At 60.5% G+C, this 11,698-nt stretch carries 7 protein-coding genes; 2 read left to right on the top strand and 5 right to left on the bottom strand.

What is annotated here, in order from left to right; genetic code table 11:
• Positions 1–514: 514 nt before the first annotated feature.
• Both B3I26_RS25435 and B3I26_RS25430 read right to left on the bottom strand, forming a co-directional pair.
• The gene (locus B3I26_RS25435; RefSeq protein ID WP_296261874.1) at positions 515–2,935 is read right to left on the bottom strand and encodes a glucose/quinate/shikimate family membrane-bound PQQ-dependent dehydrogenase; all 2,421 of its coding nucleotides are present in this window, start codon (positions 2,933–2,935) and stop codon (positions 515–517) included.
• A gap of 739 nt (positions 2,936–3,674) precedes the next feature.
• Positions 3,675–5,705, bottom strand: a complete 2,031-nt coding sequence (locus tag B3I26_RS25430; RefSeq protein WP_296261873.1) for a TonB-dependent receptor — start codon at positions 5,703–5,705, stop codon at positions 3,675–3,677.
• 243 nt (positions 5,706–5,948) lie between these two features.
• Here B3I26_RS25430 and B3I26_RS25425 point away from each other — a divergent pair, with 243 nt between their 5' ends.
• Together B3I26_RS25425 and B3I26_RS25420 are read left to right on the top strand one after the other, a co-directional pair.
• Positions 5,949–6,176 carry a VF530 family protein gene (locus B3I26_RS25425; protein WP_296261871.1) on the top strand — a complete coding sequence of 76 codons (228 nt, stop codon included), beginning with the start codon at positions 5,949–5,951 and terminating at the stop codon, positions 6,174–6,176.
• Positions 6,177–6,213: 37 nt separating this feature from the next.
• Positions 6,214–6,870, top strand: a complete 657-nt coding sequence (locus tag B3I26_RS25420; protein WP_296261869.1) for a Pr6Pr family membrane protein — start codon at positions 6,214–6,216, stop codon at positions 6,868–6,870.
• Between the two features lie 74 nt (positions 6,871–6,944).
• Here B3I26_RS25420 and B3I26_RS25415 read toward each other — a convergent pair whose 3' ends face one another.
• The 3 genes from B3I26_RS25415 to B3I26_RS25405 form a co-directional block, all read right to left on the bottom strand.
• Positions 6,945–7,715, bottom strand: coding sequence for a siderophore-interacting protein (locus tag B3I26_RS25415; RefSeq protein WP_296261867.1), 771 nt, complete (start codon positions 7,713–7,715; stop codon positions 6,945–6,947).
• Positions 7,712–8,305, bottom strand: coding sequence for a PadR family transcriptional regulator (locus B3I26_RS25410; RefSeq protein ID WP_296261865.1), 594 nt, complete (start codon positions 8,303–8,305; stop codon positions 7,712–7,714). The genes B3I26_RS25415 and B3I26_RS25410 overlap by 4 nt, the downstream gene beginning before the upstream one ends.
• A 206-nt stretch (positions 8,306–8,511) precedes the next feature.
• Entirely contained in the window at positions 8,512–11,637 is a 3,126-nt protein-coding gene (locus tag B3I26_RS25405) for a transglycosylase domain-containing protein (protein WP_296261863.1), read from the bottom strand.
• Positions 11,638–11,698 lie beyond the last annotated feature (61 nt).

Genomic DNA, 11,698 nt, shown 5'->3' with positions numbered 1-11,698 from the left:
GCTTGCTGACGATCTGCCGGGAACCGGCAGCCTCGTCTGAGAATGCGGTGTGTCTGGCACAAACGAGGTGGCGGGTTTTACTGCCGCTTCGCGCCAGATCGCGGGCAATCGACGCTCCTACGCCTTCGGCAGAATCAAAAGCCATGTGGCGGTCTGCCTGCCTGGCGCTCGCTCATGGTTCATGGTCTGATGACTAAGTCGATACGCCCCCAACGCCCTGCGGGCAGGATCAAAAGCCATGTGGCGATCTGCCTGCCTGGCGCTCGCTCATGGTCTGATGACTAAGTCGATACGCCCCTACGCCCTGCGGGCAGAATCAAAAGCCGTGTGGCGTTCTACCTTTGTAAAAAGGGCCCGCTGTCGGAGCGGAACCGATGTCTGCGTCAATGCAGGCAACGGATACACACAGCCGAGGTCTTTACAAAAAACCACCGACCACAAAAAAGGCAGTCACCTCGCGATGACTGCCTTTTGTTTTACCGCACTACCTTAGATTCAAGCCTGACAGGCCAAATCACTCCGGCAGTTTGTAGGCAATGATGTAGTCCCCCATGCGGGTCCCCAGCGAACCATGGCCGCCCGCGACGATTAGCACGTACTGCTTGCCGTCCTTGCCGGTATAGGTCATCGGTGTTGCCTGTCCCCCAGCCGGCAGACGACCCGCGAACAGCTCCTTGCCGGTCTTCACGTCATAGGCCCGCAGATACTGGTCCAGCGTGCCGGCCAGGAAGCCAACGCCACCTGCGGTCACCATCGAACCGCCCATGCTCGGTACACCTACCGGCAGACCGATTGGCACCGGCGTGTTATCACGACTGGTACCGTTCTTGTGCTTCCACACCACCTGGTTGGTGGTCAGGTCGACAGCGGCCACGTTACCCCACGAAGGCGCTTGGCAAGGCATGCCGATCTGCGACATCAACGGGTGCATGATCACGGCATAGGGCGCGCCGGTGTTTGGCTGCACGCCACTGGTTTCGCTTTCACGCTTGCTGTCGGCGTCCACTTTGGCGCGTGGCACCAGCTTGGACACGAAGGCCATGTAGTTCGGGCTGGTGAACAGCAGTTGACGCACCGGATCGACCGACACGGCGCCCCAGTTGAACACGCCGACGTTGCCCGGATAGACGATGCTGCCCTGTTCGGACGGAGGCGTGTACTGACCTTCGTAACGCAGCTCCTTGAACTGGATACGGCACAGCATCTGGTCGAACGCGGTGGCGCCCCACATGGCTTTTTCGGTCAGTTTGGGAGGCAGCATGTTCAGTTGCGAACGTGCCTGAGTCGGCGAGGTGTGGTCACCTTGCGCCGCACCAGTGGGTGCAGGTACTTCGTCAATCGGCACGATCGGCGTACCGTCGCGACGGTCCAGCACGTACAGGCTGCCTTGCTTGGTTGGCTGAATCACGGCCGGCTTCACGCCGTCCTTGGTTTTCAGGTTGACCAGCGTTGGCTGGCTTGGTACGTCCATGTCCCACAGGTCATGGTGAGTGAATTGATAGTTCCAGCGGACCTTGCCGGTGTTCACGTCCAATGCCACCAGACCCGCGCTGAATTTCTCGGCGCCAGGAGTACGGTCGCCGCCGTATTGGTCAGGCATCTGGTTGCCCAGAGGCAGGAACACCAGGCCCAGCTTCTCATCGACGCTGGCCAGCGACCACATGTTCGGCGCGTTACGCGAGTAGAACTGGTCGGCTGCGATGGGCGCCGTAGCGTCCGGGTTATTCGCGTCCCAGTTCCATACCAGATGACCGTCGTGAACGTCATAGGCGCGAATCACCCCGGACGGCTCGTTGGTCGATTCGTTATCGGTGACGTGGCCACCGATAATGATCAGGTTGCGTGTGATCGCCGCCGGCGAGGTGGAATAGTAGCCGCCTGCGGTGAACGGTCCGATATTGGCACGCAGGTCGATCGCGCCTTTGTTGGCGAAGTCTTCGCAGGCCTTACCGGTGTCGGCGTTCAACGCGATCAAACGCGCATCGGCCGTCGGCAGGTACAGCCGACGCGGGCAAGAGGTGGCGATGGCAGTGCCAGCAGCCGACAGTGCGGCAGCCGGTGCGCCTACATCGGATTTGGCGTAGGTCGCCTCGTCGTAGTACGAAACCCCACGGCAGGTCATGTGCGCCCAACCGGTGAAGTTCTTGGCGCCTTCCTTGGAGATTTGCGGGTCATACGACCAGATTGTCTTGCCGGTATCAGGATCCAGCGCGAGCACCTTGCTGTGAGGGGTACAGGCGTAAATCATGCCGTTGACCTTCAGCGGGGTGTTCTCGTTGGTCAGCTCGACCGGGTCTTCGGCGGTCGGCAGATCGCCGGTGCGGATGCGCCAGGCCTCCTGCAGCTTGCCGACGTTTTGCGGCGTGATCTGCTTGAGCGGCGAGTAGCGATTGCCATGCTCGGAGCGACCATAGGCTTGCCATTCGCCGTCAGGCATCGGTTGAGGATCATAAGCCACGCCCGCGTCATCGCGATCCAGCGTGCCTTTGATTTCCCCAGGGCTGGTGAACTGGCTGGCAATCGCGGTCAGGCCGGCGAGCACCACCGCAATGCTCAGCGCAACGGTCGGCAGACCGCCAGGCTGGCCGCGCAGCACAGGGCGACGGAACCATGGCAGTAGCATGACGATACCCAGTACGAACCACAGCGACAGACGGGGTACCAACTGCCACCAGTCCAGGCCGACTTCCCACAACGCCCAGACCGTGCTTGCGAACAGCACCAGCGCAAACACACCCAAGGCCGAACGGCGACCCAGGATCAGCAACACGCCAGTGATGGCGAAGCCGATGCCGGCCAGCAGGTAATACAACGACCCGCCCAGTGTCAGCAGTTTGAAACCCCCAGCCAATAAGGCCAGGCCCATGACCAGAATCACCAGCCCGAGCAAGCTCGGCAGCAGGCGACCCTTACCGAAAGCACCGTCAGTGCTCATAGTGTCGTACTCCGTAACGATTAAGTGGTTGACGCTTTGTTGTTTTCGCTTTGTCGACTCGAACCGTTTGAATCCGCTTGATGAACGCTAGTTCCGGAAACGCGATACAGAAAGGTTAAATAAGTCGATCAGATCGAAGGTTGGCGCTCCACGCTGGCACCTGCGCGTGGCTAACCTGCTTCACGCCGCCCCGATGACGGATGACTGGCCGGTTGGGACGTACCCTGAGCCAATGGACGAGGTGCACACCGTAGTTCAGCTCGGCTGTTGCAATCGGTGTCCTGCACCAACGCCGGGTCGTTGAATCGCCGACGTCGTTGGCCTGATCTGGCAGGCCTGAAAACGGCAGCAAGGATCTAACTTAGTAACGGATTAAACGGTTAGACGTTTAAGGCGACGATGATAGGACCCTAACTATTTTTTAAAAAGACGAAAAAGCGAGATGAACAGTTGCGGCGTTGGTAATAGTGATGAGCGCGCGGGATAGCGCTATCCCTTAATGTTTATAAGGAAAAGATTCAGTTTTGATCGGGAAGGCGGACGTCAATCATTGCAGGTTATGCACAGATAAATGTTGAAGTGTTGTAGGGGCGGGATAAGTTTTTGGGTGGACTTACGAGACTCGATAAACGTTATGGCTGCGCAATTCTTCGGCGGTGGCATTCCCGAGAATGCCACTTTCGCCAAGTCGCGCGCGTACTCGCGGCAGTCGGACCTTGGAGTGTTTAGAGCGTCAACGTCAAAACGTCGTCCGCAACCCTACTTCGATGCTGCGACCTTGAGCCGGAGCGATGTCGCGCAGAATCGAACTGGCATAGCGTACGGTTTGGTTGGTCAGATTCTCACCGTTGACGAACGCCAACCACTGGCTGCCGCCAAGGTCGAATGTGTAGCCGGCACTGGCGCCCAGCGTGGTATAGCCATGGGTGCCGGTTTCGTTGTCCGGTACGCGTCCTTGGGACGCGGCATGCTCAACGTCGATTCGCGCCTGCCATTTGTCCAACTCCCACAGCAGCCCGCTGTTCATGCGCAACGGGGCAATGCGCGGCAGGGCCTCTCGGGTGTCGAGATTGGTGGCATGGGTGTAATCGCCCGACAGCTCCAGTGCAAGTTTCCCGTAGCGACTTTCGCCCAGTTTCCAGTGGTCCTGCGCCTCGAAACCTGCAAAGCGCGCGCGCACGCCGGAGTAGGTGTATTCGGGGATGCCGTCCGGGTCTTCCTCGGCGTCGTCATTAAGCGTGCGACCGCTTCCCAGCAGCCCGATGTAATTGGAAAAGTGGCTGTAGAACACCCCGAGACTGCCCTTGTGCGTGCCATTGTCGAAGCGCAGCGCCAGATCGCTTGAAACGGCTTTTTCTTTCGACAGGCTCGCATTACCCACCTCGTACGTCCCGGTGGCCACATGGGCGCCGTTGGCGTAAAGCTCATAAAACGTTGGCGCGCGCTCGGTGTAGCCGAGTGTCGCGGCGAGGGACCAGATCGGGGTCAGCGTGTAGACCACGCCCGATGACAGGCTCCCCGCCGTGAAGCTGTTGGCGCGATCGGCGTTGGCGAAGCGTAGGTTGCCTTTGCCGTCCGGGTCGACAGTGGTGTGCTCCAGACGAGCGCCCAGGCTCAGTTTCAATAGGTCGGTTGCCTGCAACTCTTCAAGAATGAACAGCGCCCCTGCGTCGGTATCGGTCTGCGGCACAAAAGCTTCTTCCCCCAGCGCCGAGAATTCGCTGCGCATGACCTGTGCGCCCATCACCCCATTGAGCGGCCCGACGGGCTGGTGACGCGCTTCGACGCGTGCCTCGTAACCCTTGTTCTTGAAAGTGGTGCCGACTTCGCCGTCCTCGATTTCCATGTGCTTGTATTCGGTGTACCCGGCGTCGAGTTTCACCGAGCTGAACGGGCCAGGGAGATTGCGGATTTGCGATGCGAAGGCGTAGTGATCCTGCTTCATGCGGGTGCGCACGCCTTGCTCGGCGGGTGATCCGTAATTGGCATCGTAGCGGCTGTAGGAAAGCCCGGCGTAGCCGTCTTCCCAAGTGTGCGAACCGCCAAGGGCGCCGCCGTCTTGGCGTCCGTCACTGTTGCCCAGGCGATGTTTCCTGTCGTCGCCGTCCGGATCGCGGGCGCGTTGGTCGGCGGTGCGAGCGTAGCCGGGGATTTTCAGGTCATTAAATTCGCGGGCGTTGGCGTCCAGGTGCAAGGCAAACGTGCCGTCACCCGCTTCCAGCTTGCCTGCGCTGCTGCGCGTTGTGTCAGCACCGCCGTAGCGCAGTTCTCCAGCGCCGTGGATGCCCTCGACGGCCTCGGTCGGGATGCGGTTGTCAAAGGTGTTGACCGCACCACCAATAGCGCTGCCGCCGTAGAGCAGGGCTGCTGGGCCACGGACGATCTCGATGCGGTCGACATTGACCGGATCCAGCGGCACCGCGTGATCGTAAGAAAGCGCCGAAGCATCCAGCGCGCCCACGCCATTGCGCAGCAGGCGAATGCGATCGCCATCCAGACCGCGAATGATCGGTCGGCTGGCGCCCGGCCCGAAATACGAAGAGGACACGCCCGGCTGCTTATTCAAGGTTTCACCCAGGCTGCCTTTTTGCTGCAGCGTCAGGTCATCACCGCTCAGCACCGTGCTGGGCGACGCTAACTGGTCGCTGCCCAGCGGGTTGGCAGTAATGGTTTGTTGTTCGAGTTCGATGGCGTGAGCGGGGGAAGCGATCAGCAAGGCAGCGGCCAGCGGCGTCAGGCGCCGGACTCGGGATTTGGATGGACGGGACATGCAGCATTTTCCTTGGCAGGGTAAGACTCAAAGGTTTAGCTTGTTAGTGTTATAACATAACAATAAAAATGCAATCATTTTGGAGTTCAACCGCGTCGGGCCTAATGGATCAGCAGGCTTTGACGAAGCCCGGATCGCTGCAGGATGGGGCCGTCTGTAGGCTGAACCCTTCACACCCATTCGCCGCTCCGCTATGGTGCGCACCTCGCGAGAACGTCCCTTCATCAGAAGCAAAGGCCTGGCATGACCACACCCAACAACAACCCGCTGCATGGCGTGACGCTGGAGCAGATCCTCAACGCGCTGGTCGAGCACTACGAGTGGTCGGGGCTGGCGGAGCGCATTGACATTCGCTGCTTCAAAAGCGACCCGAGCATCAAGTCCAGCCTGACTTTCCTGCGCAAGACCCCTTGGGCGCGGGAGAAGGTCGAAGCGTTGTACGTCAAGCTCGCCCGCACCAAGCGCTGGTGATCGAGCCGCCTTTAAACGTGATCAAGGATCCACTGCAATGCTTAGCCCATCGCAGCAACTGACCCCCGGCCAGCAGCGCTATGCGACCGTCGGCGCGCTGCTTGGCTGGTTCGCTTTGGCGCTGCAGCTGTACCTGATTCTCTGGGGACGGTGGGCCGATCAGGCCAGCGTGGTGGGCGGGCTGGTGCGGTTTTTCAGCTTCTTCACGGTGGTCACCAACACCCTGGTGGCCGTGGCACTGAGCTGCGCGCTCACTGAGCGCCGTTCGGCAGGCCATCGGTTTTTCAGATCACCTGTGGTCTGCGCCGGGATCACCACCAGCATCCTGCTGGTCGGTATTGCCTATAACCTGCTGCTGCGGCCTCTGTGGAGCCCGCAAGGCTGGCAACTGCTTGCCGATGAGCTGCTCCACGACGTCATGCCGCTGCTGTTTTTCGGCTACTGGTGGCTGTTCGTACCCAAGGGCGTGCTTGGTCTCAGGCATCTTCTGGCCTGGATGCTGTACCCGGTGCTTTACTTCCTCTGGCTGCTGTTGCGCGGGCATGTGTTTGGCGATTACCTGTATCCGTTTCTGGATATCGGCACGCTCGGGGTCCAAGGCGCGTTGATCAACGCATTCGGAGTGCTGGCGGGGTTTGTGGGGATCGGGCTGGTGGTTATATTGATTGATCGATTGCGCGGCTCGAAGACCTGAATCTCCTGGCGCTGGCACCTCCGTTAGCAGAACGGCCAAGCGGTGTTCTGCTAACGATGGGTCGCGGTTGACGGTTACTCCTCGTCCGTGCCGTCCAGGCGCCAATATCCGGCTGCCTTGACCTGGGCTTCATCGAGCTTGAGCTCATCGAGCAGCACCCTGCGAACCTTGCGCGAGAGTGCCGATTCAGTCGCCACCCACGCATAAAGATTGCCCTCGGGCAGTGTCAGCTGGCGGGTTACGTCCAGCAGATCCTGCTCGCCTCGGACCACCCAGATCACTTGAACCTGTGCCTTGCTGATCAGCGCCTGGCGCTCGGCCTCATCCCCGATCTCAACGACGACCAACGCACGACGATTGCCTGGCAACTCCTCCAGACGGCGAGCGATGGCGGGCAGGGCGGTTTCGTCGCCGATCAGCAGGTAGCTGTCGAACATGTCCGGCACGATCATCGAACCGCGTGGCCCGGCAATATGCAGGAACTGCCCGGCTTGAGCCTGCGCGGCCCAGGTCGCGGCCGGGCCATCGCCGTGCAGCACGAAGTCGATATCCAGCTCGCCCGATTCGGCGTCATAGCGGCGCGGGGTGTAGTCGCGCATCGCCGGTCGAGGGCCTTCGGCGTTTGGGCCGGGCACGAAGTTGTCCAGCGCGGCCTGCTCCTCTGGCGTCGTGGCGAACAGCAGTTTCACGTGGTCATCGGTGCCCAGGCTGATAAATCCGGCCAGTTCAGGACCGTGCAATGTCACACGGCGCATGCGTGGGGTAACGTCGCTGACACGCAACACCTGCAGCTTGCGACGTTTGATTTCGTGGCTGACGCGGTGGATCGATTGCTGTGAATTCATACGGACTGCTCCGACGGATTGTGTGGGCCATCGACGACGGCTTTGGCGGTTTCGTTCAGCAGGTCGCGAACGCGGATAATTTCTTCCGGACTCCAGCGGCCATGGTGCATCTGCAGGGCATGGCGCAGGTTGTGCACCGCCTCGTGAATTTCCGGCGGACGATCATGGCCGCGCAGTGAGCGTTTGCTGACATCGATGCGCATCTTCACGCCATCCAGCGCGACGGCCTGCTCTTTCAGGAATTGCTGGCCGGCTTCGGTGATCCGGTAACGCTTCTTGCCACCTTCGGCATCGCCTGCGATCAGCTCGCTTTCTTCCAGAAAGGTCAGGGTTGGGTAGATCACCCCAGGGCTGGGGCTATAGGCGCCGTCGAACAAACCCTCGATCTGGCGAATCAGGTCATAGCCGTGGCAGGGCTGGTCGGCTATCAGCGCCAGCAGCAGCAGTTTCAGATCGCCGGGGGCAAACACCCGTGGCCCGCGCCCACCGCGCTCCCGGCCTGTGCGTTTTTCAAAACCGTCGCGACCGTCGCCATGGTCGGCAAAGTGCGGGCGATGCGGATGGGGGTGATCGTGTGAGTGGTCTCTCATCTTTTTTCATCTCTCGTTACAGGTTAGATATACCTTAAGATATATCTTAATGTTGCCGCAAGAGGGGTTAAGACGAACGGTTCTCGTTTGGCGATCACGAAGGGGGTTGAGTTGGGCGACGTCTTAGCATCGTGGCTGGCTGGCGCTAGCTACGTGACAAGCCCTGCGGCGGCAAGTCGTGGTGCTGTCCGGATGCGTAGCGGTTGCTAATACGAACGACTGGCGACTCGAACCGCTGCAGGAGCGGTGCACTGGGTGTAGGCGCCTGGCTCAAGATACCGGTTAAGAATGGGCGCCATCCCTTTGAGAACCTGCACAGGCAGCGCCGAGGTGAATTTGAACGCTTCTGCCGCCCGCCCGGGGACATACGCGGTGAGCGTGCCAAAGTGGTCGTCGCCGATATAAAACACAAAGGTTGCCGTGCGATTGATGGCTTTGGACGCCAGGATTCGTCCGCCCGAACCAAAACTCTCAATACGGTTGTCGCCGGTCCCGGTCTTGCCACCCATGGCCAGCGCGGTGCCGTCCTGCGTCTTGAAGCTGCCGGAGACACGCCGTGCGGTCCCTGCATCCACGACTTGCGACAATGCCTCACGCATCGCCGTGGCCACTTCAGATCTCAGTACCCGTTTGCCCCGTTCAGGGTTGTTGGCAAGCCAGGTGTCATAGGGCGTGTCGGCGGCGAAGTGCAGGTTGTCGATGCGCAACACCGGCTGACGGATGCCATCGTTCTGGATGATGCCGATAAGCTCGGCCAGCGCGGCCGGGCGGTCCCCCGAGCTGCCGATTGCCGTGGCCAACGAAGGCACCAGGTGATCGAAGGGATAACCCAGCTGCTGCCAGCGCTGATGGATATCCAGAAATGCCTCGATCTCCAGCATCGTGCGAATGCGACTGTCGCGCGCGCTCTTGTGTCGGCTCTTGAACAGCCAGCTGTACACTTCCTGGCGCTCGAAACGGCTGGCGGCCACTGCGTCCTTGAAGGTGGCGTCGGGGTTGTGCAACAGATAGCCGACCAGCCACAGGTCCAGCGGGTGAACCCGAGCGATGTAGCCCTGATCCGGCAAGTCGAACTTGCCAGGCCCGTAGGCGTAATACAGATCATCGAGACGTTTTTCGCTCAGCGGCGGCTGACTCTTTTCCGCCGCCGAGTGGGCCCGGACGAAGGCATTGAAAACATCCTGACTGGCGTCCGGCACCAGATAGCGATGCACCGCCGCCATGCGGCTGGCCGAGGGGTGAACGCCGTCGAGGAAGGTGTCGAGGCGATCCAGTGTGCTTTTGTTCTTGTAACGCTTCCAGAACCGCAGCAGAAAGGAAGTGCCCTCACGGTCGGCAAACCCGGACAAGTATTCCTGACGTCGAGGATCGCTGTCGTCCCTGAGCAACACAGCGCTGTTGTTGGGGCCTTGGTAGGTGGTGTAGCGCACCAGATCGCGCATCAGGCGAATGAACGGCAGGTTGATCGATTCACGCAGGGCGTCGCGCAGCGTCGGATTACGCTCATTGTCTTCGCGGCGAAAATTGTTGAAGTGGTGCATGCCACCGCCAGTAAAGAAGTTCTCGCCGGGGCTGGCCGAATAGTTGCGATCCAGCGCAACACCGAGCATTTTCGACACGTTACGGTCGGGGTTCTGCATCAGGTAATCAAGCGCCCATCGGCTTAGCCGATCAGGCTCCTCGACCGGCACTTTTTTCAGGTCGGCGTTGCTCATGCCCGCGTACTTATCGTGCAGCTCAGCGATGATTTGCAGGTAAGTGGTCAGTACGCGCATTTTCGCGGTGGAGCCCAGTTCCAGCTTGCTGCCTTCGTTGATGTCGAACGGCTGATCGGTGCTGTCGGTCTGCACCCGCACCCGCGCGCCGTCGATATCGCGTTCGAACAAGCTAAAGCTGTAACGCACCGCCTGGGTACTGGTCGGGGTGAGCAAGTGCTCGCCAAGCAGACCGAATTTCGCAGCCTGGTCGGGATTGGCCAGGTCGCGCAGGTAGTGGCCGACGCTGGTTTGAAGATCGTTCTGCAGCGTGCTGGTGGCCGACAGGTCGAGGCGATCCAGATCGTACAGCGGCCGGTCGAGCAGGTTGGACAGGCGCGTGCGTGCGACGGTAATGCCCTTATTGGTCTCGATGGGTTGCAGGGTCGGCTGCTGCGCCCAATCGCGGTAGGTTACCGTCGCGCCCAGCGCGGCGTCGGCCAGCGACTGTTCGATGACCTTGTTCTGCGCCAGCAAGCGAATGTGGCTGTCGGTGAGGTCGGCCAGTTCCTTGCGCCCTTTGGCCAGATAATAGGAAGGTCGCCGCTGGGCAATCACCAGCGACAACACTTCACGCAATGCCAGGCCCTGCGCGGGCAGGTTTTTTGCGTCGCGGGCAGAGGAAGCCAGCAATTGGTTGGTGTGATCGAAGTCGGCGCCGTACCAGACGCGCAAGCCTTCGGCCATGCCATGCACCTCGCCATGCCCCGGCACGGCCGAGAGCGGCACGCTGTTGAGGTAATCACGCACCACGCGCTGACGCGCCTCCAGCGTCTGCGGCCCCGGCTGGTAGGCGCGCACGCTGGCAGAAACCATTTGCCGGATTTTCTCGCTACCGGACTGCGTCAGGCCATCAGGGGAGTGGCGGTATTTCTCAAGCTGGGTTGCCAGCGTACTGCCGCCTGCCGATTGCCCAGGCAACCCCACCAGCTTGGCCACTTGCGACACCGCGGCCTTGATAAAACGCGGCCAGTCCACCGCAGGATTGGCCAGCGGTTGCCGCGGGTCCAGCAGATCGCGGTTCTCGATAAACAGCAGGCTATTGACCACCACCGGCGGAATCGACGTGAACGCGGGGTAAAGCTGTTGAGGATAAATGAACTGATAAAGCGCCTCGCCGCGGCAGTCAGTGATGGTTAGCCCGGCTTGGCTTTTTTCCTGATAGGGCACGAAGAAGCCGTGTTTGGCGTAGGAAATGAGCGCGGAAGAAAATCGTGATTGCGCGTTGATGCGATAATCACGCTTGAGTAAGCGTGGCAGGAATTCACCCAGCGTCGAATAGCCCAAACGCTTGTCGAACGGGCCGTCACCGGGATAGACAATCTCGTCACTGGCGCCGGGCGCAACTGCGTAAGTCAGGTCATGGGCCAGCCCGCCGAACTCGCGGGCCTGCAGCTTTGAACTGCGAATCTCCGACGAAATGGCATAGCCCAGGATCACCATTGCTATCAGCACCAGTACCAGCAAGCCCCGCCAGACATAACGCCAATACCCGCGGCGTGCAGGCACCGAAACATTCCCCCGGCTGCCAGCATCGACCGCAGCATTCTTCGCATCGCAGTGCCACAAAGCGCCCATATCGTTGGCCCGGTTAAACCTGTTAATCGCACCTGACTACAAGCTTAGACGTTGGGTGGGG

This window comes from Pseudomonas sp. UBA5706, assembly GCF_002419965.1.
Classification (GTDB): Bacteria; Pseudomonadota; Gammaproteobacteria; order Pseudomonadales; family Pseudomonadaceae; genus Aquipseudomonas.
This window is presented reverse-complemented; position numbering and strand designations above follow the sequence as displayed.

Coding starts and splice junctions, on each gene's coding strand:
- B3I26_RS25435 (WP_296261874.1), bottom strand. CDS start 2,935: ATGAGCACTGACGGTGCTTTCGGTAAGGGTCGCCTGCTGCCGAGCTTG.
- B3I26_RS25430 (WP_296261873.1), bottom strand. CDS start 5,705: ATGTCCCGTCCATCCAAATCCCGAGTCCGGCGCCTGACGCCGCTGGCC.
- B3I26_RS25425 (WP_296261871.1), top strand. CDS start 5,949: ATGACCACACCCAACAACAACCCGCTGCATGGCGTGACGCTGGAGCAG.
- B3I26_RS25420 (WP_296261869.1), top strand. CDS start 6,214: ATGCTTAGCCCATCGCAGCAACTGACCCCCGGCCAGCAGCGCTATGCG.
- B3I26_RS25415 (WP_296261867.1), bottom strand. CDS start 7,715: ATGAATTCACAGCAATCGATCCACCGCGTCAGCCACGAAATCAAACGT.
- B3I26_RS25410 (WP_296261865.1), bottom strand. CDS start 8,305: ATGAGAGACCACTCACACGATCACCCCCATCCGCATCGCCCGCACTTT.
- B3I26_RS25405 (WP_296261863.1), bottom strand. CDS start 11,637: ATGGGCGCTTTGTGGCACTGCGATGCGAAGAATGCTGCGGTCGATGCT.